Consider the following 26,893-nt stretch of genomic DNA (forward strand, 5'->3'; position numbering starts at 1 on the left):
CGCCGAGAGATCGTCTTCGGCTTTTGAAAAGGGGTCAAAGACCACGTTTTTTCATTGAACGATAAGAAACATCGAACGGGGGGGCTGTGGCTCCCCCGTTGTATTTTTGCCAGGAGCCGGCCATGAAGTTCGTGGACGAAGTCCGGGTAGAAGTGCACGCCGGACGCGGCGGAAATGGGTGCGTGAGTTTTCGCCGGGAAAAGTATGTGCCCCGAGGCGGACCGGATGGCGGCGACGGGGGCAAGGGCGGGGACGTCGTCTTTGAGGCCACGGATCGCAAACAAACCCTGCTGGATTTTCGCTACAAGCGGTCCTATCGAGCTCAAAGAGGGCGACACGGACAAGGCAAAGACAAACACGGCCGAAGTGGAGAGGATCTCGTCTTGCAGGTTCCGGTGGGCACCTTGGTCAAGGATGCCCTCACAGGAGAGGTTTTGGCGGACTTGAATCGCCCGGGAATGCGATGGACGGCGGCTCGAGGTGGCCAAGGCGGGCGAGGCAACGCTCGGTTCGTGTCCTCCACACGGCAGGCGCCTCGCATCGCCGAAGAAGGCAAAGAAGGGGAGTCCAAGGATCTTGTTTTGGAATTGAAACTGCTCGCCGACGTGGGCCTTGTGGGATTTCCCAATGCCGGTAAATCCACGTTGATTGCCGCCGTTTCAGCTGCTCGCCCGAAAATCGCCGATTATCCTTTCACCACACTGGTGCCCAATCTGGGCGTGGTGGCCTATGGGGATGCTTCCCCGTTTGTCATGGCCGACATTCCGGGCCTTATCGAAGGAGCGCACCAAGGAGCGGGTTTGGGTATTCGGTTCTTGAGGCACATTGAAAGAACCCGCGTACTGGTTCACGTGGTGGACGCCGCGGCTGTGCCCAGGCATGATCCCCTGGAGCCGTACCACATCATTGAAAAAGAGCTTTTGCAGTACTCTAAAAAACTCGCGCACAAACCGCGCCTGGTGGCCCTGAACAAAATGGATCTGGTCAGCGATTCCAGGGATCGTGAGTGGCTCCTTCAAATCTATGAAAGCCTGGGACACCCAGCCGTGGCGATTTCTGCGCTCACGCGACAAGGGCTCGATGATCTTCTGAAGGCCATCGTTGAGGTCCTGGAGCTGACGCGACGCCGTGCGGAAAAGGAGGACGATTCCGAACCCCTAGCCCCCTTGGAGAAGACCCCTCCCTGGCTTGTCCCCTGATTTCCTTAAGGTATCGCCGTGCCTTGGGTACGACGCGCGGGGACAAAGAACACAGCGTCCTTCACCTTTTGCGCCGATCCGAAGACGTTGTGCTGAAGGCTGTCAAGGGCACGATGCGGCACGGATAACCAAGGTTCTCTTCGAGCTGACGCGCTTCCTGGGCCGTTGGCACAAAAGCCCACCACGTGTCGGGGGCCAGCGCATCCAGCAGGAGGTCCCGAGGAAGCCGCCATTCTTTCTCCACTTTCCATGAAACCTGGCCGGGCCGGTGCAACTGAAACCGAAAGCGATCCTTTGGGGCAATCTTGGCGAAGTCCTTATCAGAGGCATAAATGACCGGTTTGGCTCCAAGCCTTTTCAGGACGTCTTTTCTCACCGCTACGCCGTAAGGTTCAAAGGTCCATCGAATGAGCGCCGGATTCCATCGCGTGAGCCGCGATAGGTTCAAGGGAGCGACCTGTGTCCAGGACACCACGGGAATGCCTTGCCGAATCAAACGTCCACTGGCGCGAAGACGCCTTTCCCATAGTATGTGCCACAAGGTGTCCAGAGCCGTGTGGTCGGCCCACGGCCTGTTTTGCAAAAGATCTTCGGCCCACTCACAACGGGTCTGGCCCGGCCACGGCCCGGGACAGGAACGGGTGTAATGATAAAGAAAGCCACTTTCCGTGAAGGGCAAGGTATGCGGCGCATCCTGCAGTGGTTCCCGGCGGTGGCCATGAGCAAAGGATGCAACCTTTCCGAGCCGTAGAGGCGTGCAGTGAGAAAAGGAGTGAAGAAGCGCTCGGTTCCCTTCGGTTTCCGGTGATTCCTGTGCGCTACAAAAGACCCAGGTGGGTTTGGATTGGGTCTTCAATTCGTCGCTGAGGACTTGAAAAAGATTTCCTTCACGACGGACGGCCAAGACGAAGAATTGATCCGCTATGGCGGCGACGAGGCGATCCCGACAAACCGCGTAACGGGCGGGGGAACAGGCGGGTCGGCCCGGCAGACAACACAGGATCCAGGAGGGTTTGAGACTGGGAAAATAGCCCAACCCTTCGGGAACGGCAGGTCGTGTTCGAGATGGGATGGCCACCAAGACAACGAGTTTTCGTTGTCTATGCGCCCAACAGGAGGTCAAATCATAAACTGGAGTGCCGAGGCTGCTCACCCAACCGACCGGCTGATTGGCATTTTGGTCAAAGGCCTGCCTCAAAGCTTCCACCCACGAATCCCGGCGGCATGTGTGCTTGCCCTTTCGGGAATTGAAGGCTGCACAGAGAAGGGGCGTGGGTTTTGGAAGCGTTCCCAACGTAAAGAGGTACTTCGGGCAGGTTTCCAGGGCATGGCCGGAAGGAAAATGGCAGCTCACCACCTGCAGGTCCAGGGTTTTCCAAGTGTGAACTAAGGCATCTACTCTGGCGCGAGTTCTTGGGGATACCGATGGCCATGTCGCCATGCCGTGGGCAAAGCTTTTTCCTTTGTCTTTTGGGTCGGTCTTTGCGTTTCGGTGCCATTCGTGGACCAGCGCGTCCAATTGTTGGTGTCGAGCTGGGCCGTCCAGGGTTCCTTCCACCTCCATGACGGCGGCGGCTCTGAGCAGTGCATTGCTCAAGTCCGGTGAAAGGTGTATGAATAGGGCACGGGTTTTCATACAAGGAATTATGCAAAAAAGGACCTGGATGGGCAAGATCGAGAGGCATGCACATGAAACTGGGCATTGTGGGGCTGAGTAGATCCGGAAAAACCACCGTTTTCAACGCGCTGACGCAGCGCAGCGGCGAATCCGGTGCCGCTTCCGGCCGGGTTGTACCGGTTATGGGCGTTGTGCAGGTTCCCGATGCCCGCCTCGAATGGTTGACGGCCCTGTATCGGCCCCGCAAGACAACGCCGGCGCAGGTGACCTACATGGACCTTCAAGGAATCGCTGGCGTTGCCGAAAAGAAAAAAGACTACATGGCTCTGTTGCTGACGCACATGCGGCCGGTAGAAGCGTTTCTTGTGGTGGTACGTAATTTTTCCGATCCCATGCTCGGCGCACCGAACCCGGCTCGTGACCTTCGCGAATTGGAGGAGGAATTTCTCTTGGCCGATTTGGCCACGGTGGAAAAACGCCTGGAACGTATCGAGGCGGAAATGAAAAAAGGACGAAAAGCGGCCGCCATGGAAATGGAGCTCCTTCAGCGATGTGCCGAGCTGCTCAACCAGGAGAAGCCCTTACGAACGCAGCCCAGCCTAGCGACGGCGCCGGAACTCAGGGGCTACACGTTCCTGTCGGCCAAGCCGGTCCTCGTGATTGTCAACAACGACGATGACACCGCCGATGTTCCCGAGGCTTTGAAAGGCATGGAGGACGTCCTGGTGGTTCGAGGGCGCCTGGAAATGGAAATGGCCCAACTCGGCGAAGCCGATGCGGCCATTTTTCGCCAAGATTACGGCATCGGTGAATCGGCCATGGACCGTGTCATTCGGCGCTCTTTTCAGCTCCTTGGCCTTGGGACCTTCTTTACGGTGGGAGAAGACGAAGTCAAGGCCTGGACGATTCCCTGTGGACTTCACGCCGTGGAAGCCGCCGGCGTGGTGCACTCGGACATGAAAAAGGGTTTTATTCGTGCGGAAGTGGTGGCCTACGAAGATCTCAAGAGAGTCGGCGACTATGCCGCCGCGCGAAAACAGGGCCTGGTTCGCCTCGAAGGCCGTGATTATCCGGTCAGAGATGGGGATATCATCCACTTTCGTTTCAATGTATGAGGCATTCAAGGAGAATGAAGGATCGTGTTTTTCTTTATTGGAGGTATTCAGCCCAAGACCAAGATGCTGGATGAGACCCCGCGTTTGTGTCCATCCTGTGGGCTGGCTCAAGCGCGCCTGAAACGCATCGACCATTACCTCAGTCTGTTTTTTGTTCCTCTTTTTCCAGTCAAAAAAGGTCAACCTTTGCTCATGTGCGATCGGTGCGGGTACGCGGCCCCACCGGAAGAGGGTTTTTATGGAAGGCCGACCGAGACGGCACCGCCACCGCCTGTGACGATTCGGTGTCCATCGTGCGGTCGAACCTTGGAACCTTCTTTTGCGTATTGCCCTTATTGTGGAAGAAAGGTATAAGCGGCTAGCCCTCACGGGCAGGTTGTCATTTCCCAAAGCCGGTGTGGAGTGTCGATGAAAAACAAAGTAGATGCCAAAGGTAACATCATTTCCTTTCCCTCGATGGCGAAGCCCAATATCGAGGACATTTTTGCCGAGTTCCTTGCGGACCAAAAAAGGCGGCTGAAACCTCAGACATTTCGACGCTATGAGGAGGTCATCTCGCTGTTTCACACGTCGTTGAATCTTTACGGCTATCAGGAACTGCCCACGGCCGGGGAAAACACTTTGTATCGGCGCCTGGCGGACTATAAGGACCAGACCTTTTGCGTCATCTTCGGCCCCGAAAAGATTCCGTCTGGGGTTTCCACGTTTCTGACCTTTTTCATGATTCGCAAGGTCATGGCGTCGGAGTCGCTGTTGCGAGCGGCGGGAACGGTGACCAAGGCGCTCATGAAATGGCTGGTGTCCAAGGGTTACGCTCCAAAGGAGGAGGCTCGCAAGGCGATGGAGCTGGCCAGCGAGGCATCCCGGGAGCTTCCCGCCGCCGAACGACTGGCTCGGCTCCTTTACGACTTTTCCCAAACCCATCCGCCCCGCACCTGGCACGATGAGCTGGACGATTACTTTGTCGTGGAAGAGATTCGGCCTGGTGTTCTTGTTCTTTCGGGCGTGACGATGGAAACCGGCCCTCTGGAGGTCAAGGTTCCGCGAATCATTACGGACCATTGCAAGGTGGGTTGGCAGATTAACCTGCTGTTGGGCGAAACGCGAAGCGGCTGGAGAATTCTAGAGTCAGGAAACGTGTATCCCCTCTGATGGGCCATCGGCGTTCTTTGACGCATTGAACCTTTCATGTCTGCCCGAGAAGCTTCGTTGTGGGAGCGATGCGAGCGGTGAAACCGCAGAGTGTCGCTCCCACACACTTGTGCCCTACAGACGTTCGAGAAAGATTTCGAGGACTCGGGTTTTGAGAAAAAGCCCTCGAATCCATAGCCCCCTCCACTTCCTGGAGCATCCGATGACGCCACCGTGCCGTTCTGCGGCGTGCCTTTTCGGGCGGCCTGTGCCGAAAATGTGAAAGGGCTTCGAGGCAGGGCGCACCGTGCCCCGAAAAAATTCTCGTTGGCCATGGGCCCAGGTCATGATGCCAGACGCTTCATGGCCATGATTTTGTACAAGTCAAACGGATGAGCTGGCGGCGTTTTTTTCTGATCTTCCGGTTTGGATTCCAAGGCGATGGCTTCTTGAGGGCATGTGGGCACGCACACTCCGCAGCCGATGCACCGTTTTGAATCGATGTGGGCCGTCCCTTCCACCATGGAAATGGCTTCCATCTGACAGCGCTCCACACAGGTCTCGCAGCCGATACAGTCCTCCGGGCGAACTCGAGCCCGATAATTGCTCGCCACATACTCGGAAGGCGTGGGAAGCTTTTTCAGGTTCTTAAGAATCTGGCAGCAGCAGCCGCAGCACAGACAAATATTCATCACTTTCTGAGCGTTGGACGGCTGAAGAACCAGGGCCTGTTCTTCGGCCATGTGCAAAATCCTCAGCGCCTCCTTTCGGTCAATGGGGCGTCCCAACCCGTTGTCTTCATAATATTGCGCTCCGGTGCCGAAGACCAGGCAGGTTTCAAGAGGGCGTTGGCAGCCTTTGCCCACCAGCGCGTGTTCTTTTCTGCAGATGCACGGCGCCACGACGATCTTGTCCTGTTCCTCGATGATGCGGCGTGCTTCTTCATAGGGCATGACGTGCTGTTCTGGAGTGATGGAGCGGGGCAAGGGGATTGTGCGCAGCTGGGGCGTCTTTAGGGCCATACTTTCTTTGAAAAAGACCGGGATGTATTCGTTGACCAGAGCGATGAGTTCTTCATCCAGGGCATTCACGTGGTATTCCCAGATGCCAATGACGAACTGAGCCGCCATGTAACGGACTTCCGTGTCTTTGCGCAAGCGAAAGATGAGGCCCTTGCGAGCCATTTCTTCCAATTTGGGTGCGAGCTCTTGGACGGGCATTTGGGCGCGTTCGGCAATAGCGTTCACCGGCTCAGGCTTCAAGGAAAGCAGCACGGCCAGTTGGGCTTCTTCGGGCGTGAAGAGCTTTTGTAGGATTTTCAATTCCACGCCGGACTCTGTGCGAGGAAATCCTGCGGGCAGTCGGTCAAGATGGCGGGCGAGCCTTTCGTAGGCGTTGATGTCGTTCATCGTCACGTCTCCTTTGTCTGTGAAACTTTGGGTTGAGCTTTGGATCAAAGCCCTTTCGCCATGGGCTGTCTTTCTGCCAGACACGCTGCCATTAGAAGGGGGCCCAGGTTCTGTCAAGCACTTTTGGGGGAATACTGAGGAAGAGCCATTGAAAAGAGGCGCAGATTCTGTTAGCAGAGCGAGGCTTTTTCAGAAGATGCCGACGGTGAAAAAACCGAGGAGAGGTTTTCATGAGTTTGCAGGGAAGTCCCGACGGTCTGCTCCATGAGGGAGCGATCACGGAGCCGTGGGAAGTGGTGCAGCAGGCTTTGGATAGCGTGCACCCGGCCGATGCCGCCGTGCTCTTGGCCCAATACAAACCGCAAGACATCGCTCACATCGTGGAGATTCTCGGCCCCCATCAGGTTTTGGCCGCCTTTGAGTTTCTTCCTTTTGAAGTGCAAAAAGAGACTTTGCCTCATCTGAGCCGAGATACCGTCGTTCGTCTGATTTCTTTGATGCGACCAGACGAAAGAGCCGACCTGGTGGAGGAGCTGGACGAGGATTTTCAAGACCAGCTGCTTTCGCTGCTCATTAAGGCGGAACGGCAAAATCTCTTAAAGCTTCTTACCTATCCGGAAGAAAGCGCGGGAGCGTACATGACCACCGACTACGCTTCCCTCAAGGCCACCCAAACGGTTCGAGAGGCCTTGGACGAATTGCGCCTGCAGGCTCCCAAAAAAGAAACCATTTACTATGCCTATGTCGTGGATGCGTCGCGTCATTTGATCGGCATCCTGTCTCTTAGAGACCTCATCATGGCCCGGCCGGAAAGCACGGTGGAGCGCATCATGTCCCGCCAAGTCATTTCCGTTCCCGTCGACATGGACATTGAATTGGTGGCCAAGGAAATGCGGCATTACGACTTCTTGGCCATGCCCGTGGTGGACGATGAAAATCGCCTCGTCGGAATCATCACCTACGACGACATCTTTGACGTCATTACGGAAGAAGCTACAGAAGACATGTATCTGCTGGCCAGCCTGGACACCGATGAGCGGATTTCCTCGCCCATCATGCGCTCCGTCAAACTTCGCTCCCCATGGCTTTTTGTGAATCTGGGCACGGCCCTCATTGCGTCCTACACGGTGAGTCTGTTTTCGGAAACCATTGCGCATTTCGTCGTGCTGGCGTCTCTCATGCCCTTGGTGGCCGGTCTTGGAGGCAATGCTGGAACGCAGTCGCTGACCGTGGTCGTTCGCGCCCTTGCCCTGGGAGAGATTGAGGACAGGGGGAAGTGGATGGTCGTGCTCCGACAAATGACGGTGGGTTTGTTCAATGGAGCGCTGTGCGGGGCACTGCTCGCCATGATCACTTTGGCATGGCATCACAATCCATGGCTTGCCCTGATCATGTGGCTGGCCATGATCTTCAACATGATTGTGGCGGGGTGTTTGGGTGCGCTCGTTCCCATCATTTTGCGAAAACTCAAACTGGATCCCGCATTGGGATCCAGCATCTTTGTCACCGCGGCCACAGACACGGGAGGCTTTTTCTTCTTTCTCGGGCTGGCGACCCTGTTCATGGACCGTATTCTGACCCACGGCGTCTGAAACCAAGAAGCCTGCGCCCGTTCTCTTTAACTTTTGGGACCTTTCCGCAAACATTTGGCGAACGGTGCGCGCTTGAACACGTTCCCATCGATTGAGGCCTTGGAACCAATGTCCGCAGCGTAGCTAGTCGCCAAGCATCTCCTCATAGAGGGCCATGTAGGATCGCGCCGCTCGAGGCCAGCTGAAGTCCTCCCGCATGGCCCTTTGCCGTAGCCGGCGCCACGTTTCCGAGTCACGATAGGCTTCCAAGGCCGCCTTTAGGGCTTCGAGAAAAGCCTCCTTGGTGTGCTCATAAAATTTGAAGCCGGTGCCCATTTGGGGATTTTGAGCTGCGTCCACCACGGAATCGTCCAAACCTCCCGTGGCAGTCACAATAGGGATTGTTCCGTAACGCATACTGTACATTTGGTTCAGACCACAGGGTTCGTATCGAGAAGGCATGAGAAAGATGTCGGCCCCGGCTTCCAGTCGATGGGCCAGGGCTTCGTCAAAATCCAAGACCACACGAATACGGTCAGAATGACGCGACTGGGCTTGGAGGAGAAGCCGTTCCAGGTGAGGGTCACCGGTGCCCAGGACGGCCAGGCACACGGAAAGCTCCATCATGTCGTCCAACGCCTCCAGAATCAGATCGATGCCTTTTTGATGCACCAGACGGCTGACCACCACGCACAAAGGATCTTGACGAACCGACGCAGGAAACTCGAGCTCTTCGAGGACTTTTTCCTTGCACACGCGCTTGCCGTCCAATTGCTCGGCATCAAAAGGCGCTGGAATATAGGGGTCGTGGGATGGATTCCATCGCGTGGTGTCGATGCCGTTCAGGATGCCGATGAGGTCGTTCCGGCGACGGCGCAGGAGACCATCCAGGCCAAAGCCCTGTTTGGGGTCAAGAATTTCCCTGGCATACTTTGGGCTCACGGTGGAAATGCGATCACTGTAGGCAATCCCGGCCTTGAGGAAGTTGCATTGACCGAAGAATTCCATGCCCTCGATGGTGTAGGCTTCCAGAGGAAGCCCTGTGAGGCCGAAATAGCTTTCCGGAAAGAGGCCTTGATGGGCAAGGTTGTGGATGGTGAGCAACGTGCGGACGCGAGAAAAGGCGGCGTCGTAGCGCCAGTGAAAGTAATGGTAGGCGGCTGCGCAGGCTGTTTGCCAGTCGTGCAGGTGAACGATGTGGGGAATCCAGTCCAGATGTTTGCACAGGGCGTAGAGAGAACGAGAAAAAGTGATGAAGCGTTCCGCGTTGTCTTCGTAGTCGCCGCGAAGGGGATGCACGTAGAGATGAGGGCGGTGAAAGAATTCATCCTTTTCCATGAAATAGACGGGGTATGGCGACGGTCCCAACCATTGCCAAAAATGCACATGGTACGTATGCACGCCCACGGAGATGGGAATCCACTCGGCCACAACCTTGAGGGCGTCAGGGGTGCGTTCGACGGACGGGTAAAGCGGCAGAAAGAGCCGCACGTCGCAGCCCTGGGCACTGAGAGCCTCGGGCAGAGATGCGGCCACATCGGCCAGGCCGCCCGTCTTGGCAAAAGGGATGGCTTCCGAAGCGCAGAAAAGAATTTTCAGCGACATGGGTGTCTCCCGAGCGTGAAAGGTTTTGGCGTGAACGGCTCAAAATGTTTATCATGAGAAACTGAAGTTGCCCAGGTGTGTTTGACGAGATGCCTATCCTGAAAGGGGATTTCTTGGACACCATCGATCGGCGCCTTTTGGACCAGATCCAACGCTCTTTTCCCATCGAGGAATGCCCTTATGCCGTGTTGGCAGAAAGGCTTGGGCTTCGAGAAGATGAGGTGATTTGGCGCATTGAAAGCCTCAAGGCCAGGCGGATGGTCCGTCAGATCAGCGCCATCTTCAACACGGGGGCCCTTGGCTACCAAAGCAGCCTGGTGGCCATGGCCGTGCCCACATCTTATGTGGAACGGGCGGCCGAGGCGGTGAACGCTTATCCGGGAGTGAGCCACAATTACCTTCGACCGGCACCGTTTAACCTGTGGTTTACCATTGCGGTGCCTCCCGGAAAGAGTTTGAACGAGGTTGTGGCCCGGCTGAGCCATGAGGCCGGAGGATGGCCGACCCTTATTTTGCCTGCGGTCAAAAAATACAAACTGGCCGTGGTGCTGGATGTTTTGGAAGATGGCGAAACCGACCTCGTTTCCACCGAGTTGTCGGAAATTTCTTTGGAAGGCGCCCAGGGCTTTCAGGTGAGCGAACGAAACATAAGGCTGGTGCGATGCCTTCAGGAAGATTTACCCCTGGAGTCCCGGCCCTTTCACAGCATGGCGCAGCATCTGAACATGGGCGGTGACGATCTGATGGCCCTCATTCGCCAATGGCTCGCTCGCCACTGGATCCGGCGTTTCGCTGCCGTGCTGAATCACCGGCAGGTGGGCTTTGGTGCCAACGGCATGGTGGTCTGGCAATGCGACCCTTTGCGAATCGACCATGCGGGAACCATTCTGGCGGCGTTTCCCGAAGTCAGCCATTGCTACCAGCGGCCGGCCCATTCCCAATGGCCTTACAATCTCTACGCCATGATCCATGGAAAAACCGAAGAGGAGTGTCACCAAATCGCCCATAGACTTGCAGAGGCCGTTGATCTCGGCCAATATCGCATCCTTTTCAGCACACGAGAATTCAAAAAAATTCGACTCAAACTCTTTTGGAATGAGCCATGACAGGAGCTTCGTTCATGGAAGATCGCCAAGAATACGAACGCCGCAAAAAAGCCATTTTCGATCAAATGTCTCCGCGCGGCCAACAGCGCATTTTGAGAATGGGCTATGAAAACTGGGACCCTTTTCAGGAACCCAAGGACCCTCGGGAACAAATCCGCAGCGCCACGGCCCTGCAAGCCGGCATGATTCTGGCGGAGTTCTTTCAAAGCCAGGAGCAGGATGAGCGGCTGCGTAGACACCACAAGGAACTGCTAGATCTGTGTCGTGGTTTGCTGCGCCAAGACCCGAGGGCCATGGCTGTCAAGGCGTTTTGCTGCTGGTTTGAACGCACGCGATGGGAAAGAGGCTGAAAGGTTTGGGTCGCAAAGACCTGCGGAGTCTGCCTCCAAGGGGGCATGACGCCAAAGGGCATCGCCGGTAAGAGCCGGACCGACAATAGCTTTTGAAGGACCGGCACCCGTTGTGAGACAGAATTCCCCGCGCGACGCTCTCACTCGGTGACTGCGCAAGATCCCTTCAAGGCCATTTTCGAGGAGGCTGCGCGCATTTTCAGGATGTGCTTTGGCAAGGCCGAAGCTCGATCAATTCATCGGGGGTCAAGTCCCGAACTTTAACGATGCGCAGGTGATAGTAAAGATCCTTTCCGGCCAGCGGATGATTGAAATCCAAAACGATGCCGTCGGCATCTTTCGACCGAACGTAATAGCAGTATTGCGCGCCCGTGCGGTCATTGGAAGCCACCACCCATTTACCAGGCTGCAGTGTTCGACCCTGAGGAAATTCTTCGTAGGAGCGGCGCTTCACCTGGCGAGGATCATAGGGGCCAAAGGCTTCTTCAGCGGGAATGACAAACTCAAGCGTTTCCCCGGGCTTGTGTCCCAGCAGGCGGGATTCCAGAGCCGGCAGAACGTGACCGTAACCGACGGCGAAATTCAGCGCTGCCGGTTCATCTCCCCCAAGAACCACGGTTCCATCTTCAAGGGTTACATGGTATTCCACAACGACCCAGCGGTCTTTAAAAACCTCCAGCGGCTCTTCCAAAGCCGAAATCACGGTGGCCTCTCCTTATTTACGGTGTCTCACAATTTATTTGGAGTCCCGGGTGGCCTCTATGGCGCCATGGGGTATCCTAAGGCTTCGGCTTGCCGGCGATACGTGGCCGCCTTGTCCTTTTCCCCCAGGGCCTCGTAGGCTACATGCAGGTTGAAATGTGCCGGGGCGAAATCGGGCTTGATGTCCAAAACCTTCCGGGAGGCCGCGATACTTTCCTGCCACTGTCCTTTTTGCAAATAGGCGACGGCCAAGTTGTTGTGGGCTTGCAAGAGTTCGGGCATCAAGGCAACAGCCTTTTGACAGGCGGCAATGGCGGCTTCGGGGTCTCCCTTTTGAAGATACGCAAAGCCGAGATTGCTGTAAGCCATGGCCAGAGTCGGGTCCAATTCCACGGCCTTTTGATTGGCCTCAATACATTTGTCCAGATCCCCTTCCTGAAAATAGAGCCCTCCCAGGTTGACGTAGGCTTGCGCCATAGAGGGATCGCATGCGATGGCCTGGCGAAACTCTGCGATGGCTTCGGCACGCTGTCCCTTACGCGCATACGCCAAACCGAGGTTGTAATGAAAGATGGGGGAATCGGGCTCAAAGAAGAGGCGTTCTCGAAGGTATCGAATATACCGATTGAGTTCCAATTCCTGCGTCTTTACGTCACGGGAAGATTCGCCCATGGTTATCCTCGGTCCCAAGGGTGATCCGTCAAAGGACACTGGTTTATCAATGGCATGGCACGGCGTCTCAAAGACGCTGTGGCTCGGCTTGACCCGAGGAGCCTAACAAGGCCATCATGCGGTGTCAAGACGCGGTTCCAAATGGTAGGGGCTTGCTGCGATGTCGCAATGGCGGGGTTACGTTTTCGATTTTTCAGATGGAGATGGACACCCGCAACAGCCCAGGGACAGTGCCCATGATACGCGGGCGATCCGACGGGTTTTTTATTGACAAAGCTTAAAGCCCAAGTTTATAGAGGGTTGAGCGGCGAGTGAATAGATTCACTTTCTCATCTGCCCATGGTGAGGGTAATGATTCGTGAGGGCTCGGGAGCCCTCATTGCGGCTGTCTAAGACAAAGGAGAGAACCATGAGCGAAGAGGCCAAAGCAAAGATCCTTGAGTACATGAAAAGTCAAAAAAAGACCAAACTCTACTTTAACGACCTCTGCAAGGCCGTGCCGGAGTTGAAGATGCGCGAAGCCAAGAAGGTCATCAACGAGCTTGTAGAAGAAGGAAAGGTGAAATATTGGTCCAGTGGAAGCACGACCCTCTATATGTTGCCGGGCGAGGACGACGTAGCGGTCGAAGAGGAAAAAATGAAATAGGGCTCAGGGGTGTGTGTGCGCTCCTGCATGGCGAAGCTGTGAGTCGGAAGTGGGCACACGGCTGGGTGTCGGCGAACCCTGCCCACCGGGAACCAGAGGATGGATCACTCGCGTTTGTTTCACTCTTTCTAAGGAGGTAAAGGAATGGCTTTGAAGCATGCGACCCCAATGCTTGATGAACTGGAAAAGGGTCCATGGCCGAGCTTTGTCACCGACATTAAGCGAGTGGCGGCCAGAAAACCCATGTGTGAAGACCTTTTGGGACTCGTGGAAATGTCCTACGAGCACAAGGAAGGTCATTGGAAACATGGCGGTATTGTTGGCGTGTTCGGCTACGGCGGCGGTGTCATCGGGCGCTATTGTGACCGGCCGGATCTTTTCCCCAACGTGGCCCATTTTCACACCATGCGTGTGAACCAGCCGGCCAGCAAGTTTTACACGACGGAAGTGCTGAGGAAGCTCTGCGACATCTGGGAAGAACACGGCAGTGGCTTGACCAACATGCACGGTTCCACAGGTGACCTGATCCTGTTGGGGACAACGACGGACCAATTGGAACCCGTCTTCTATCGGCTGACCCATGAACTGGGTATGGACCTGGGGGGGTCAGGGTCGAATATGCGGACGCCTGAAGGCTGCGTGGGCAAAGCCCGGTGCGAATGGTCGTGCCTAGATACCCAGGACATCATCTACGACATTACCATGCGCTACCAGGATGAGCTCCATCGGCCCATGTTCCCTTATAAATTTAAGTTCAAGGCCTCCGGATGCCCCAACGACTGCGTGGCGGCCATCGCCCGCGCCGACTGCTCTATCATCGGTACCTGGCGGGATAAAATCCGTATCGACCAAGAAGCCGTGCGCGCCTATGTCGGTGGCGAACTGGTCCCCAATGGGGGATCCCACGGTGTTGAAAAACGAAAACTGGACATTCAAAAAGAAGTGATCGATTTGTGCCCAACACGGTGCATGGAATGGGACGGCAAAAACCTCAAGATTTGGGATGAAGACTGTACCCGCTGCATGCACTGCATCAACGTGATGCCGCGCGCTTTGAGGCCGGGCACCGACGTGGGAGCCACCATCCTGTGTGGTGCCAAAGCGCCGATTCTGGAAGGGGCGCAGCTGTCCAGCGTTATCATTCCCTTTATGAAGATGGAGCCGCCCTACGAGGAATTCCATGAATTCGTGGAAAAGATGTGGGATTGGTGGATGGAACACGGTAAGAACCGTGAGCGATTGGGTGAGCTGATTCAGCGGCTTGGCCTGCGTGAGTTCCTCAAGGCCGTGGAAGTGCAGCCCGATCCGCGCATGGTCAACACCACGCGCTATAACCCGTATATCTTCTACGATCCTGCGGATGTTCCTGGCGGCTGGGAACGCGATGCAAAGTCATTCCGTGAACGGCATCATGCATAGGAGGTGATACCATGCCTTTTGATCCCACCGACATCATGAAAGACCGCCTTACCGATATCGGTCCTCCGAAATATGATAAGTTTTTCCCCCCCTTCATCAAGGACAATTACGGAAAGTGGAAATATCACGAGATCTTGGAGCCTGGGGTTTTGGTCCATGTCTCTGAGACGGGTGCCGAAGTGTATACAGTGAGGGTGGGGGCCGCACGGCTTATGTCCGTGGACCTCATTCGCGAAATCTGTGACATAGCCGACAAACACTGCGGCGGTTACGTGCGTTGGACCACACGCAACAATGTGGAATTCATGGTGGACGACAAGTCCAAACTGAAACCTCTCATGGACGACCTCAAGAGTCGAGGGAACTGGTTCCCCATTGGCGGGACCGGTGCCAGCGTCACCAACATCGTTCATACCCAGGGTTGGGTGCACTGCCACACCCCTGCCATTGATGCATCGGGGATCGTCAAGGCTGTCATGGATGAATTGTTCGAATACTTCGGCTCACACAAGCTGCCCGCCCAAGTGCGCATCTCTTTGGCCTGCTGCTTGAACATGTGCGGCGCAGTCCATTGCTCGGACATTGCCATCCTGGGTGTGCATCGCAAACCGCCCATCATCGAGCATGAACGAGTGCAGAACGTCTGCGAAATCCCGTTGGTGATCGCCGCGTGCCCCACAGCGGCCATCAAGCCGAAGAAGGTGGGGGATTATAAGAGCGTGGAAATCAACGAGAACCGCTGTATGTTCTGCGGCAACTGCTACACCATGTGCCCGGCCCTGCCTCTGGCGGACGGGGAAGGCGACGGCATCGCCCTGTGGGTTGGCGGCAAGGTGTCCAACTCCCGAGTCCCGCCCATGTTCTCCAAGCTGGCGGTGCCCTACATTCCCAATGAACCGCCGCGTTGGCCCACCACGGTCCAGACGATCAAGAAGATCCTTGAGACCTACGCCTCCGACGCGCGCCGGTATGAGCGCGTTGGTGAATGGATTGAACGTATCGGGTGGGAAAGGTTTTTTGAAAAGACGGGATTGGAATTCCGCCACGAACACATCGACGACTACAGGCTCGCCATGACCACGTGGCGAACCACAACGCAGTTCAAATTTTAAACCTAAACAGGCCGGCCGATCCTGCCAAGGATCGGCCGGCCCGTGGTGAGGCCATGATTCTGCATTGCACGCCGCGCTTGATGATCGCCGCCCTTCGAGGAGGGGCCGGCAAGACGCTGGTGGCGACCGGCCTTGCCGCCGTCATGAGCCGCTCCTTAGGGATGCGCGTGGTGGCCTTTAAAAAGGGCCCGGACTACATCGACGCGGGCTGGCTGAGTCATGCGGCCTCATCGCCCTGCTACAACCTGGATTCCTACATGATGTCCGCCGGCAGACTGCTCGGATCCTTTGTGAACCGAGCCCAAGGCGCCGACGTGGCCATCATTGAGGGCAACCGGGGTCTTTACGATGGTCTGGACGCCGATGGAACCTGTTCTTCGGCTGAACTGGCCAAACTGCTCAAAGCGCCGGTGATCCTTGTGCTGGATGCCACTAAGGTGACGCGCACCGCGGCCGCCATGGTTTTGGGATGCCAGCATTTGGATACCCAGGTCCGGGTTGCGGGCGTCATCCTCAATCGGGTGGCCGGCGCCCGGCACGAAAGGGTTCTTGTTGAATCCGTTCAAAAAGTGTGCAATGTTCCTGTACTCGGGGCATTGCCCAAGGATGTGGGCATTCCCTTTCCCGAGCGACACATGGGCCTTGTGCCGGTCTACGAGCACGTGTGCCTGCAGGGCACACTGGATTTGCTGGCGGAGTCCATGCGGCGTCATGTGAATGTGGAGGCACTGCTGGGCATCGCAAAATCGGCAGAGCCTCTGGGTCGCCCTACCGCTGTGGACGATGGTTCCAGGCGCCGGGGCCGTTTTCGGCCTAGGGTGCGCATCGGCGTGATTCAGGATCGCGTTTTTCAATTCTACTACCCGGAAAATCTTGAAGCTCTTCAAGAAGCCGGCGCCGAGCTGGTGTTTATTGACAGTATGCACACGCCCACGTTGCCCGATGTGGACGCTCTGTACGTGGGCGGAGGGTTCCCGGAGATGCACCTGTCCCAGCTGGCTGACAATGAGACGCTTCGAGCATCGGTTCGCCAAGCGGTGGAAGACGGACTGCCCGTTTATGCAGAGTGCGGCGGGTTGATGTATCTCAGCCGTGGTGTTCGAAGGGGCGAAAGCGAGTATCCCATGGTGGGGGTTCTGCCGTTTTACATTACCATGGGCAAAAAGCCTCAAGGGCACGGTTACACCCTCGTGGACGTCGTCCGTGACACCCCATTCTTCCAGGCGGGAACGGAGCTCAGAGGGCACGAATTTCATTATTCGCGCGTCGTGGACGTGAACGGCCCATTGGAATGGGCTTTTCGCATCAAAAAGGGATTCGGGGTCTTGGAGGGGCGAGACGGGGTGTGTTATAAAAATGTACTTGCAACGTACACGCACATTCATGCCATGGGGTGTGCCGTGTGGGCGCCGGGGCTCGTGGAAGCGGCTTGGCAATACCGGGTGCGTCGAGATATGCTGAGCTCCAGCAAGGGTGAGGCTTCTCGGCCGCTGGTTGGACAAAGTTCCGCATGAGTTATCGGCGGAAGATTAAAAAACAAAGGAGGATGTTTCTATGGCACAGATCGAATACAAAGGGAAGGTCTTCAATCTGGACGAAGATGGGTTCATTGACAGCTTTGACAACTGGTGCCCGGAATGGGTCGAGTACGTGAAGGAATCGGAAGGGATTCAGGAGCTGACGGAAGAGCATTGGAAGGTCATCCACGTTCTGCAGGACTATTACCGAAAACACGGAATCGCTCCCATGGTGCGCATTCTGACGAAAGTGACCGGCTACAAGCTTAAATACATTTACGAGCTGTTTCCGAGCGGACCGGGCAAGGGTGCCTGTAAGATGGCCGGCCTGCCGAAGCCAACGGGCTGTGTGTAATCACGATTTGCATGCCGAGGGGGCAGAGTCCCCTTCGGAAAGACCTTGATGGAAGGTTTCATAACCCGGAGGAGCCCAGCGGGCTTTTTTGGTCCTGGAGCATGAGAAAAGAATCACGAGTGGCCACGCCCCAATCAAGGTGCTGCCTTTTTTCTTGACTTTGCTCTGGCCAGTCAGTAAACGCCTAGGCGGCGTAGGCCTTGCGACACGGACGGATGTTGGGCTAGTCGGTTAAATTCCACACGATCACAAGAGGAGGATGATCAGCGATGTTTAAGGTGACGGTAGACAAGGACAAGTGCACTGGCGACGGCGAGTGCGTGGATGTGTGCCCCGTGGACGTGTACGAACTCGTGGACGGCAAAGCCGAGCCCGTCAATGAAGACGAATGCCTCGGGTGTGAAAGCTGCGTGGAAGTTTGCGAAAACGATGCCATCACGGTGGAAGAGGTTTAAGAACTTACCGCAGTTCTCGCCCCGCTTCTTTCACAAGGGTGTTGAGGCGCTCTTGATTTGAGGGCCAGAAACGCCAGCGTACGCCACAAACCGCACTGAATGCCTCGAGTGTAAACATGCGGCTCTGTGCATCAGAACCGGTGCAAGGCGTGGCAGAGTGTATGGCACGTGGAGGCAAGCGGCCGAGTGAGTGAAAGGCCCGGGAGATATGTGTCTCTCGGGTTTTCTTTTGATTCAAAGGGTGAGCCCCTCTTTGAAATGGTTTTGGTCAAGACCAAACCCTTCTCCACCGAATCGGAAAATGCCCAAGGAGAAGGGTTTGGCGGCAGGTGGCCTACGAGAGGCCTTTTACTTCTACCCTTCTTTCTTAGGATGACACTGCACGCACGTGGTCGGAGCGGTGGTTTGCGGATTTTCGGCCTTCAGTTTCTTGTGACAACCCTGACAATTGTTGTGGAAGGCCAGTTTCAAGTTGAGCTTTTGCTGTTCGGGAGGCAGTTTCTTTTCCCCTTTAATGGTCGGCTCATTATGGCACTCCTGGCACTTTTGCACAGGATCCCCTTCCTTCCATACGTTCTGGCCACCCTCGTACTTGTGATGACATTCCGTACAGGCGATCTTGTACTCCTCGGCGTGCTTCTTGTGCGCGAACTCAACGAGGGCCTTCGTGTGGCTGGGCCACAGGGTGGAATTCATGGTCATCACATCCGGAGCGTCCGCCGCCACGGCCATGAGGGCTCCCACAAACAGAGCCACGGCAACGCAAACCGACGGGCCAAACCAACGTTTTCCTTTCACGGTGTCACCTCCTTTCCCTCATACAGTTTGAGTTTGTGATTCCATTCACGCCCGCTATTCTAGTGAGCATGTCATGAAGCCGTCAAGGCTTTTTGGCCTTCAAATCGTTCCTTGACAGATCAGGAACGCCTTGGAGTATATAGGACAAAAAAGATGTGCTGGGCAGATCTCTCAAGAGGAGGCTTGTGATGCTGTTTATGGCCATCTATAGCTACGCTCCGGAAGATCGCGACCGCGTCATTCAGCGTACGGAACAACTTCCCGAAGTGCCGGGAACGGCCATGAAGGGGGAGTGGTTCGATGTGACGGGGCATCGCGTGTTTCGGCTTTTCGAAGCAGAAGATGAGACGCATCTCGCGGCGGCCGTCTTTCAGTGGACGGATTTAGGCGTGGCCGAAGTGGTGCCGGTGATGGAGACCAAAAAGGCGTTGAAGCTTTTGCGGCGAACATCGAAGAAACCCTAGGTTTGGTTCGACCGGGCCACCGGTCATCGCGGCGCAACCGGCCCGGCTAGATGGCGCCCTGCGGGTTTTCTACAGAAAAGAGTTTGAGCGGGGCGAGGCGTCGCTGTGGCTGTGTGGGGCTTCATGAGCGGTGAGCGGGACGGCTGAGCGCAGGCCGAGGAAGGCAACTCCTCGAAGGGCCCAAGAGCGGTCGAGAGAAACCTTCTCGAACACGAAGTCACGTCGACGGTTTCTGGGGAAAATTAAGGAAAGGAGAGAAAAGGCCCGCTTGCATTGACTCTAAGTACGCTGGGCGACGTCCGGGATGGTGCCCCGAAAAGAGCACGGGGAGAATAGGGAAGGCGGTGCAAAGCCGCCACGCTGGGCCGGCGCTGTAAGCGGGGATGCCTTCGGAAAAAAGCCACTGATTCCGGTCGTGAATCGGGAAGGCCCGAAGAGTCAGAAGATCCGCAAGTCAGAAGACCTGCCACCCGGACAATGAGTGGACCGAAAGTTTACCTGCGCCTCAAGGTAAGCCTTCGAGGTCTTGGGACCTCGAAGGCTTTTTTGTTGGAAAAGCGACAAATCAAGAGGGGAGTGGCATGCCTATGGAAAAAGAGCTTCAAAGCATTGTGGCCCGTATTGAACCGGCGGATTCGCACTGGGAAAAGCTCGCCTGGGAAAGACTGCGGTCTCAAATTCGGCCGAGAGGCTCCTTGGGACGGCTGGAGGAGATGGCCGCGCGACTGGGAGCCATCTTCCGAAGCGTGTCGCCCAGTGTGAGCAGAAAAATCATTTTCACCATGGCCGGTGATCACGGTGTAGCCGAAGAAGGCGTCAGTGCCTACCCGCAGGAAGTCACGGCGCAGATGGTCTTTAGTTTTCTCAAGGGCTGGGCGTCCATCAATATCTTGGCGGATCATGTGGGGGCTGAGGTGCGCGTGGTGGATTTGGGCGTGGCCTCCGATCTTCCTGAGGACTGGGCCGTGATTCGACGTAAGATCGGCAAAGGGACGCGCAACATAACGAAAGGACCGGCCATGGAACGCCATGAAGCTGTTCGTGGCCTAGTGGAGGGGGCTCGCCTGGTCATGGACGCCGTTCAAGACGAAGGTTTTCATCTGGTGGGCACAGGGGACATGGGCATCGGCAACACGACGCCGTCCACGGCCATCGTCGCGACCCTGACGGGGAAGCCCGTCAAGGACCTCACAGGGCGAGGCACCGGCATTGACGATGCCGCCTGGAATCGTAAAGTGCGGGCCGTGGAAAGGGCTTTGGCCGTTAACCGACCGAATGCCGCCGATCCGGTGGATGTTCTGGCCAAGGTGGGTGGATATGAAATCGCCGGGCTTGCCGGAGCGGTTCTCGGCGCTGCGGCGGTGCGCACGCCCGTGGTTTGCGACGGTTTCATTGCCACGGCGGGGGCGCTCATCGCCTGTCAGCTCGCGCCGTTCGCCAAGGATTATCTCTTTGTATCCCATCGCAGTCAGGAAGTGGGTCACGGGGCCATGATCGAGCTCTTGGGACTTTCCCCTTTGTTGGACCTGTCCATGCGGCTGGGGGAAGGCACGGGAGCGGCCTTGGCGATAAGCCTGGTGGAAGCTTCGGCGCGCGTCCTTCGGGACATCAAGACTTTTGAGGAAGCCGGCGTCACGGATACCGGACGTTGAAGCTGCGGTGCCGTCGCGGATGGTGCGGTCATGGCCTATCAATCCACCCGCACCACCGCGCCGCCTTGGACTTGAAGAATGGGATATTGGCGTTCCATGTGGCCGTCGGGTGCGAACCGCACGGGGCCCAGGGGTCCGTTGGGCAGTTCCACTCGAAGCAGCCACTGCCGAAAGCTCAGGCGATCGGGCCGGCCTTCCTTGAGGACGTGTTCTCGCGCATGCAGGGCCATCAGGGTTGCGGTGTAGCCTTGGGCCGCGAGAAAATCGGGTTCTTCACCGTAAGTTTCGCCATAGTCTCGCGCAAAGGCTTCCTGAACGGGGTCTTGCGCCTCGAAGGTGCCCCTCTGAAAGGCGGAAGGAAACAGCGCCCCTTCCAGGTACACGCCGCCCGCGGAGAGCAGGATCTTTTCTTCCCACAGATTCGTGCCCAAAAGCGTCACACCCACCACATTGTAATAGGGCAACTGCGGCGCGATTAAAGCGATGGTGTCGGCGGCGTCCGGAATGAAGAGGGCATCCAAGGGTGTTTCCGAAATATCCACCCCGAATCCTTTGGCCACATGCTGGGCAATAACCTGAATGGGACCCTTGAAATCGGTCATGCCGGCCGCGTAGGTGCTCTCCACCACCACTCTTCCGTCCAGCTCCAGAACCTTGCGAACAAAGATGTCCCTCAGAGCGCGCCCGTAAGGTTCTTCCGGGTAAAGCACGCCGAAGTTTCGAAACCCCATGGCGTTTCGACAATAAGTGAGCAGTGCGCCGATCATGTCCTGATGGTCCATGAAGGCGTGGAGAAGAAAAGGGGTCTGGGAGGTGACGTGGCGCTTTTCCGTAAAACTGACCACGGGAATTCCCTTTTCATTCACCGTGGAAAGAATGGCTTTGGCACTTTTCGGGTTCAGTGGCCCCAGCACGGCAAGGACGCGCTCTTCCTGCACCAGGTGGTTGAGAGCGCTCACAGCCACGTCCGGGTTGGCCTGGGTGTCCGCCAAAACCAACCGGGCTGAAGTCCCATGAAACAGCTTTTCCCAATGCCTCAAAGCCAGGGCCACACCCTTGACCAACCGCCGGCCGTGCGCGCTATGGGGGCCGCTCAGAGGTACCATGCACCCGAGTTTATGAGGATCCGCCTGGGGCAAGGGCCCCATGACCCCTCGAAGTTCTTCTTCGATGCGGCGGGCTATGGGATGTTGGGGATACTGGGCCATCAGCTTGAGCAGACCGTCCCGACGCCCTTGCGCGGGGCCCAACTGAAGGCGACGATAGAGCAAGAAAGGCACGAGGCGCTCGGCGGTGTAGGTCTGAAGGGCCCGTTCCACAGCGGGGCCTTCCAGGGTCAAGACCAGTGCAGAAGCCTCTTGGTCCAAAAGTCTTTGATCCTCAGGGCCGAGTTGCGCGGCGTAGCCCTTGTCGAGCCAGAAGAGAGCGCGGTCCACTTGGCCTGCCTCGCGATGCAGGCCCACCAAAAGTCGAATCAGTTGCTGTCTCCAGGACGGATGCGATGCCGTCGCCTCCCACAAGGCTTCAGCTTCTTCGAGAAGTTTCTTGCGGTTTTCCCCGTCATACCAGCGGGCACGAAGAAGCCCGATGCGGGCCGTGGCGGCATCCCGCCATTGGGGATATTCTTTGAGCGCCGCTTCGTAAGCTTGGCGCGCCGCCTTGGGATTTTGGGCCTGCAGCCAGATGTCGCCTTGGGCCGTGATGGCGGCCGGAGCAATGGCGTTTGATGGGAAAAAGGCCGCGATGCGCTGAAAGGTGGCCAGTGCCGCATCCAAGCGGCCGGCATCTCGAAGAGCGACGGCTTCCTTCCACAAGACTTGAGCTTCCGCAGGGGGCGGTTCATGAAAGACGGCTTCCGGAATATGCACGGGCACCTGCTGACGAGGGGCGCAGCTGGAGACAAGTGCGGAAAACACAAAGATGCAGGCCAGAAAATGCGAGGCGTGTTTGGCGCTCATGCCTTCCCTTCACTCGAGACATGAAGAAAGAGAAGGGATGTGTGACAATCCCCCGGCATCGCGGATCCATGATGGCCAAAGGGGCACGCGGTGTTCACGTGCCCCTTTGGCCGCAGGCGACCTATCAAAATTTGGCCCGCATCGCAACAGCGTGCCATGCGGGCCGAAACTTTTTACTTATCTTTAACCTCTTCAAAGTCTGCGTCCACGACGTCATCGTCGGCCTTGCGACCCGAAGAGGAGGATCCCGCCGACGCTTCCTGGGATCCGGCCTGGGCTTGTTCTTCTGCCGTTTTCTTGTACATTTCCTCGGCGAGCTTGTGGGAAAGCTGGGTCAGCTGTTCCATTTCCTTTTCGATGGCGCCTTTGTCGTCGCCTTCCATGGCCTTGCGAAGCTTTTCAATCTGCGCGTCGATCTGTCCTCGCGTGCCCGCGTCCACCTTGTCACCCAAGTCCCTGAGCGTCTTTTCGGTGCTGTAGATAAGGGCATCCGCTTGGTTGCGCGTATCCACCAATTCTCGGCGCCTCTTGTCTTCTTCGGCATGCATCTCGGCTTCTTTCACCAACTTTTCGATTTCTTCCTGAGACAAGCCGCTGGAAGCGGTGATTTGAATGGATTGCTCCTTGCCCGTAGCCAGATCCTTGGCCGAGACGTGCACGATGCCGTTGGCGTCGATGTCAAAGGTGACTTCAATTTGCGGCACACCGCGAGGAGCCGGCGGAATGCCCACCAGGTCAAAGCGCCCGAGGGTCTTGTTGTCCGCCGCCATGGGCCGCTCCCCTTGCAGCACATGGATGGACACCGCGGTTTGGTTGTCCGTGGCCGTGGAAAAGATCTGACTCTTTCTTGTGGGAATGGTGGTGTTGCGTTCGATAAGCTTGGTCATGACGCCACCCAGAGTCTCGATACCCAGAGAAAGCGGTGTCACGTCCAGGAGCAGAACATCTTTCACTTCGCCCGAAAGCACCGCCCCCTGAATAGCGGCCCCCACGGCCACCACTTCGTCGGGGTTCACGCCCTTGTGCGGTTCCTTGCCGAAGAATTCTCGAACCTTTTGCTGCACACGGGGCATGCGCGTCATGCCGCCCACCAGAATCACTTCGTTGATATCCGAGGCCGTGATTCCCGCGTCCTCCAGAGCTTGACGCATGGGGGGGACGAGCTTGTCGATGAGGTCTTCGGTCAGAGCTTCGAGCTTGGCTCGAGTCAGCTTCATGTTCAGGTGCTTGGGACCGCTGGCGTCGGCGGTGATGAAAGGAAGATTGATGTCGGTTTCCGTGGTGGACGACAGTTCGATTTTGGCCTTTTCCGCGGCCTCTTTAAGGCGCTGCAAGGCCATTTTGTCGTTTCGCAAATCGATGCCCTGATCTTTTCGAAACTCGTCCGCCAACCAATCGATGATGCGTTGATCGAAATCCTCACCGCCCAGGTGCGTGTCCCCATTCGTGGCTTTGACTTCAAAGACCCCGTCGCCGATTTCCAAAATGGAAATGTCGAAGGTCCCACCGCCCAGATCAAAGACGGCAATTTTTTCGTCCTTTTTCTTGTCCAACCCATAGGCCAGGGCTGCAGCCGTGGGTTCATTGATAATACGAAGGACGTTCAAACCCGCAATTTTGCCGGCGTCTTTGGTCGCTTGTCGCTGGCTGTCATTGAAGTAAGCCGGCACGGTAATGACCGCGTCGGTCACTTTTTCTCCTAGATAATCTTCCGCGGTCTGCTTCATTTTCATCAAAATGTACGCGGAAATTTCCGTGGGGCTGTACTGCCGTCCTCGAATCAAGATGTGAGCGTCCCCGTTGTTGGCTTCCACGATCTTGTAGGGCAAGATCTCCAGGTCCCGCTGCACTTCCTTGGACTTGTACTTGCGGCCGATGAGCCTCTTAACCGCAAAGACCGTGTTATCCGGGTTGGTGATGGCCTGCCTCTTGGCCACCTGGCCCACGAGCCGTTCGCCGCTGTCCGTAAAAGCCACCATGGAAGGCGTCGTGCGGCCCCCTTCCGAATTGGTCAGCACCTTAGCCTCCTTGCCTTCCATGACGGCCACAACGGAGTTGGTTGTGCCCAAATCAATACCGATTATCTTTGCCATTGTTTGTGCCTCCTTAAGGAAAAATCGTCGTCATACGATGAGTTTCGAAAAAATGTAGATGCCTCGTAAAATGGCATCCTATCACAAACCGGGCGAAAGCCTCAGGCGGAACTGTCCGATTCGTGGGAACAGGACGCCGTTCGAGTCCCCTTGCTCACGGCCACCAGTGCCGGTCTTAGCAGCCGATCGTGCAGCGTGTAGCCCCTTTGAAATTCCTGAATCACCGTGTTGGGTGGAAATTCCTCTGAAGCCTGTTGCAAAATCGCTTCATGAAAACACGGGTCAAAGTCCTTGCCTTTCGATTCAAATGGCCGGCACCCGAAACGCGCCAAGGTGTCTAGAAAATGCTTATGGGTCATCTTGACCCCTTCCAGAAGCGTTTGGTTGTCGGTGTCTTGTTCCGCGTGTTGAATGGCTCGTTCCAAATTGTCCACCACCGACAGCAGCTCACGAATGAGACTTTCGTTGGCGTAGGCGATGGCCTCGTTGCGATCCCTTTCCAGACGCTTGCGCGTGTTTTCCATGTCCGCAGCCTGGCGGAGAATTTTGTCCTTAAGCGATTGAATTTCCGCGTCCTTTTCTTCCAAAAGGGCTTTCAGATCGACATCGCCCGGGGCCTCGTGGGCTGATTCCTCCTGAGTGGGGACGTGTCCTTCGGCGGCTGTTTCCACCATGGGTTCGTCGTTGGTCCCCGACATGTGTTCTTCCTTCATAAAGCCTTATCCTCCATCCATACCCGGCATTCAGCGACTCAATTCGTTTAATCATGCACGAGGCACTTGTCAGCACCTCACACAGCCCTGTGCAAAGATTTTTACGCTGAACCGCTGTCTTGGGGCATCGGAGTGTCCTCCGGTTCTTCAAGGAATTGGCTTAGCAATGACGCCGTAAAGGTCACCACGGGAATGATGCGCGAATAGTCCATGCGGGTCGGCCCAATGACGCCCAATACGCCAAGCACCGTTTCACCTCGTTTGTACGGTGAAGAGACCACGCTCATTTCATACAATTCGCTAATATCGCTTTCGGTTCCCAAAATGATCTGCACCTGCCGAGAAGGATCTAGGGCGCGGTCCAGCAGCCGCACAATGCGCGACTTGTCTTCAAAAGCCTCCAAAATGCGCCGCATGCGTTCGACATCGGCAAACTCGGGATTGCTCAGCAGATGCTTGTGCCCTGCAATGTGAACATCCGTGTTCTCCAACGCATCCTGCAAGGCCCGACGACTCATTTCCAATGCTCGAGAAAATAACTGATCAAATAGCGCCTTTTCCCCTTCCATTTCCTTGAGAATACATTCTTTGACGCGACTGAGGGGAATATCTTGTAGGATTTCGTTTAGGTATCGAGAGTACTTGTCGAGATTGTCTTGAGGAATGTCTTCATCCCATTCCACAAGAGTGTGCTGCACCAAACCGGAGGCCGTGATCACAATCACCAAAATGCTGCGGGCTCGCAATCGCACGAATTCAATGTGCTTGAATCGTGTGGCGCTCAACCTGGGCCACAACACGATGCCCGCCTGACGGCAAAAGCGTGACAGTACCTGGCTCGTACGGCGCAGAAGCTCCTCGATGTCCACGCGACCCGAGCTGAAAGCCTTGCGAATCAGGGCCTGTTGCCGCTTTTCCAATTCCCGAATCTTCAAAATGGAATCCAGATACAGTCGCAGGCCCTTGTCTGTGGGCACGCGCCCCGCGGACGTGTGGGGTTGGTGCAATAGGCCCATATCTTCCAGGTCGGCCATGATGTTACGGATGGTGGCCGAACTCACATTGAGCCCGTAGTGCTTGGACACTGTGCGAGACCCCACGGGTTCCCCGCTGCGAATGTAACCGCAAACGACTGCTTCAAGCACCTTTTGATTACGTTCACTGAGCTTCATTTCGTGCGAACTCCGCTTCACACTAGCACTCCATCACAATGAGTGCTAAGCCAACATAGGG

At 56.4% G+C, this 26,893-nt stretch carries 25 protein-coding genes and 1 riboswitch; of the genes, 15 read left to right on the forward strand and 10 right to left on the reverse strand.

Annotated features, from left to right (window positions below; genetic code table 11):
* The first annotated feature begins 122 nt into the window (after positions 1-122).
* A complete protein-coding gene (obgE, locus tag EDC27_RS06555; RefSeq protein WP_123289817.1) occupies positions 123-1,199 on the forward strand; it encodes a GTPase ObgE in 1,077 nt (358 codons plus the stop codon).
* Positions 1,200-1,260: 61 nt separating this feature from the next.
* Here the strand turns inward: obgE and EDC27_RS06560 are convergent, their stop codons facing one another.
* Positions 1,261-2,835, reverse strand: coding sequence for a hypothetical protein (locus EDC27_RS06560; RefSeq protein ID WP_123289818.1), 1,575 nt, complete (start codon positions 2,833-2,835; stop codon positions 1,261-1,263).
* A gap of 47 nt (positions 2,836-2,882) precedes the next feature.
* On the opposite strand from EDC27_RS06560, the gene EDC27_RS06565 reads away from it, so the two are divergent.
* The 3 genes from EDC27_RS06565 (at position 2,883) to EDC27_RS06575 (ending at position 5,084) form a co-directional block, all read left to right on the forward strand.
* Positions 2,883-3,932, forward strand: coding sequence for a DUF933 domain-containing protein (locus EDC27_RS06565; protein ID WP_211334801.1), 1,050 nt, complete (start codon positions 2,883-2,885; stop codon positions 3,930-3,932).
* Between the two features lie 63 nt (positions 3,933-3,995).
* Positions 3,996-4,286 (forward strand): zinc ribbon domain-containing protein, encoded by a 291-nt coding sequence (locus tag EDC27_RS17025; protein WP_407923343.1) that lies wholly within the window; start codon positions 3,996-3,998, stop codon positions 4,284-4,286.
* A 54-nt stretch (positions 4,287-4,340) separates the two neighbouring features.
* Positions 4,341-5,084: a type III PLP-dependent enzyme domain-containing protein gene (locus EDC27_RS06575; RefSeq protein WP_123289820.1), complete on the forward strand. Its 744-nt coding sequence runs from the start codon at positions 4,341-4,343 to the stop codon at positions 5,082-5,084.
* Between the two features lie 323 nt (positions 5,085-5,407).
* Here EDC27_RS06575 and EDC27_RS06585 read toward each other — a convergent pair whose 3' ends face one another.
* Positions 5,408-6,472: a DUF362 domain-containing protein gene (locus EDC27_RS06585; RefSeq protein ID WP_123289822.1), complete on the reverse strand. Its 1,065-nt coding sequence runs from the start codon at positions 6,470-6,472 to the stop codon at positions 5,408-5,410.
* Positions 6,473-6,702: 230 nt separating this feature from the next.
* Between EDC27_RS06585 and mgtE the strand changes: the two genes are divergently transcribed.
* Positions 6,703-8,064 carry a magnesium transporter gene (gene mgtE / locus EDC27_RS06590; RefSeq protein ID WP_123289823.1) on the forward strand — a complete coding sequence of 454 codons (1,362 nt, stop codon included), beginning with the start codon at positions 6,703-6,705 and terminating at the stop codon, positions 8,062-8,064.
* A gap of 123 nt (positions 8,065-8,187) precedes the next feature.
* On the opposite strand, the gene glgA is transcribed toward mgtE, so the two are convergent.
* Positions 8,188-9,648 carry a glycogen synthase GlgA gene (gene glgA, locus EDC27_RS06595; protein WP_123289824.1) on the reverse strand — a complete coding sequence of 487 codons (1,461 nt, stop codon included), beginning with the start codon at positions 9,646-9,648 and terminating at the stop codon, positions 8,188-8,190.
* Positions 9,649-9,737: 89 nt separating this feature from the next.
* Here glgA and ahbA point away from each other — a divergent pair, with 89 nt between their 5' ends.
* Positions 9,738-10,754 (forward strand): siroheme decarboxylase subunit alpha, encoded by a 1,017-nt coding sequence (gene ahbA, locus EDC27_RS06600; RefSeq protein WP_123289825.1) that lies wholly within the window; start codon positions 9,738-9,740, stop codon positions 10,752-10,754.
* Positions 10,755-10,768: 14 nt separating this feature from the next.
* Complete coding sequence (locus EDC27_RS06605; RefSeq protein WP_123289826.1) at positions 10,769-11,104, forward strand: hypothetical protein; 336 nt, start codon at positions 10,769-10,771, stop codon at positions 11,102-11,104.
* Between the two features lie 199 nt (positions 11,105-11,303).
* On the opposite strand, the gene EDC27_RS06610 is transcribed toward EDC27_RS06605, so the two are convergent.
* Both EDC27_RS06610 and EDC27_RS06615 read right to left on the reverse strand, forming a co-directional pair.
* Positions 11,304-11,807, reverse strand: coding sequence for an FKBP-type peptidyl-prolyl cis-trans isomerase (locus EDC27_RS06610; protein ID WP_123289827.1), 504 nt, complete (start codon positions 11,805-11,807; stop codon positions 11,304-11,306).
* 56 nt (positions 11,808-11,863) lie between these two features.
* Positions 11,864-12,478 (reverse strand): tetratricopeptide repeat protein, encoded by a 615-nt coding sequence (locus EDC27_RS06615; RefSeq protein ID WP_123289828.1) that lies wholly within the window; start codon positions 12,476-12,478, stop codon positions 11,864-11,866.
* 409 nt (positions 12,479-12,887) lie between these two features.
* On the opposite strand from EDC27_RS06615, the gene EDC27_RS06620 reads away from it, so the two are divergent.
* The 6 genes from EDC27_RS06620 (at position 12,888) to EDC27_RS06645 (ending at position 17,982) form a co-directional block, all read left to right on the forward strand.
* Positions 12,888-13,124 (forward strand): dissimilatory sulfite reductase D family protein, encoded by a 237-nt coding sequence (locus EDC27_RS06620; RefSeq protein ID WP_123289829.1) that lies wholly within the window; start codon positions 12,888-12,890, stop codon positions 13,122-13,124.
* A 144-nt stretch (positions 13,125-13,268) separates the two neighbouring features.
* On the forward strand, positions 13,269-14,543 hold the full coding sequence (dsrA, locus tag EDC27_RS06625) for a dissimilatory-type sulfite reductase subunit alpha (protein ID WP_123289830.1): 1,275 nt from the start codon (positions 13,269-13,271) through the stop codon (positions 14,541-14,543).
* 11 nt (positions 14,544-14,554) lie between these two features.
* Entirely contained in the window at positions 14,555-15,655 is a 1,101-nt protein-coding gene (gene dsrB, locus EDC27_RS06630) for a dissimilatory-type sulfite reductase subunit beta (protein ID WP_123289831.1), read from the forward strand.
* A gap of 53 nt (positions 15,656-15,708) precedes the next feature.
* Positions 15,709-17,169 carry a cobyrinate a,c-diamide synthase gene (locus tag EDC27_RS06635; RefSeq protein WP_123289832.1) on the forward strand — a complete coding sequence of 487 codons (1,461 nt, stop codon included), beginning with the start codon at positions 15,709-15,711 and terminating at the stop codon, positions 17,167-17,169.
* Between the two features lie 40 nt (positions 17,170-17,209).
* Positions 17,210-17,527, forward strand: coding sequence for a TusE/DsrC/DsvC family sulfur relay protein (locus EDC27_RS06640; protein ID WP_123289833.1), 318 nt, complete (start codon positions 17,210-17,212; stop codon positions 17,525-17,527).
* 269 nt (positions 17,528-17,796) lie between these two features.
* Complete coding sequence (locus tag EDC27_RS06645; protein ID WP_123289834.1) at positions 17,797-17,982, forward strand: ferredoxin; 186 nt, start codon at positions 17,797-17,799, stop codon at positions 17,980-17,982.
* A 354-nt stretch (positions 17,983-18,336) separates the two neighbouring features.
* Here EDC27_RS06645 and EDC27_RS06650 read toward each other — a convergent pair whose 3' ends face one another.
* The gene (locus EDC27_RS06650) at positions 18,337-18,780 is read right to left on the reverse strand and encodes a cytochrome c3 family protein (RefSeq protein ID WP_123289835.1); all 444 of its coding nucleotides are present in this window, start codon (positions 18,778-18,780) and stop codon (positions 18,337-18,339) included.
* A 188-nt stretch (positions 18,781-18,968) separates the two neighbouring features.
* Between EDC27_RS06650 and EDC27_RS06655 the strand changes: the two genes are divergently transcribed.
* Positions 18,969-19,244 carry a DUF3303 domain-containing protein gene (locus tag EDC27_RS06655; protein WP_123289836.1) on the forward strand — a complete coding sequence of 92 codons (276 nt, stop codon included), beginning with the start codon at positions 18,969-18,971 and terminating at the stop codon, positions 19,242-19,244.
* A gap of 288 nt (positions 19,245-19,532) precedes the next feature.
* Positions 19,533-19,728, forward strand: a riboswitch (cobalamin riboswitch).
* A 103-nt stretch (positions 19,729-19,831) separates the two neighbouring features.
* Positions 19,832-20,896 carry a nicotinate-nucleotide--dimethylbenzimidazole phosphoribosyltransferase gene (cobT, locus tag EDC27_RS06660; protein WP_123290123.1) on the forward strand — a complete coding sequence of 355 codons (1,065 nt, stop codon included), beginning with the start codon at positions 19,832-19,834 and terminating at the stop codon, positions 20,894-20,896.
* Between the two features lie 38 nt (positions 20,897-20,934).
* On the opposite strand, the gene EDC27_RS06665 is transcribed toward cobT, so the two are convergent.
* The 4 genes from EDC27_RS06665 to hrcA form a co-directional block, all read right to left on the reverse strand.
* The gene (locus tag EDC27_RS06665; protein WP_123289837.1) at positions 20,935-22,854 is read right to left on the reverse strand and encodes an ABC transporter substrate-binding protein; all 1,920 of its coding nucleotides are present in this window, start codon (positions 22,852-22,854) and stop codon (positions 20,935-20,937) included.
* 173 nt (positions 22,855-23,027) lie between these two features.
* Positions 23,028-24,947, reverse strand: a complete 1,920-nt coding sequence (gene dnaK, locus EDC27_RS06670) for a molecular chaperone DnaK (RefSeq protein ID WP_123289838.1) — start codon at positions 24,945-24,947, stop codon at positions 23,028-23,030.
* A 101-nt stretch (positions 24,948-25,048) separates the two neighbouring features.
* Entirely contained in the window at positions 25,049-25,660 is a 612-nt protein-coding gene (gene grpE / locus EDC27_RS06675; RefSeq protein ID WP_123289839.1) for a nucleotide exchange factor GrpE, read from the reverse strand.
* Between the two features lie 101 nt (positions 25,661-25,761).
* Complete coding sequence (gene hrcA / locus EDC27_RS06680) at positions 25,762-26,853, reverse strand: heat-inducible transcriptional repressor HrcA (protein WP_245994313.1); 1,092 nt, start codon at positions 26,851-26,853, stop codon at positions 25,762-25,764.
* Between the last annotated feature and the right edge of the window lie 40 nt (positions 26,854-26,893).

Source organism: Desulfosoma caldarium, assembly GCF_003751385.1.
Lineage (GTDB): Bacteria > Desulfobacterota > Syntrophobacteria > Syntrophobacterales > DSM-9756 > Desulfosoma > Desulfosoma caldarium.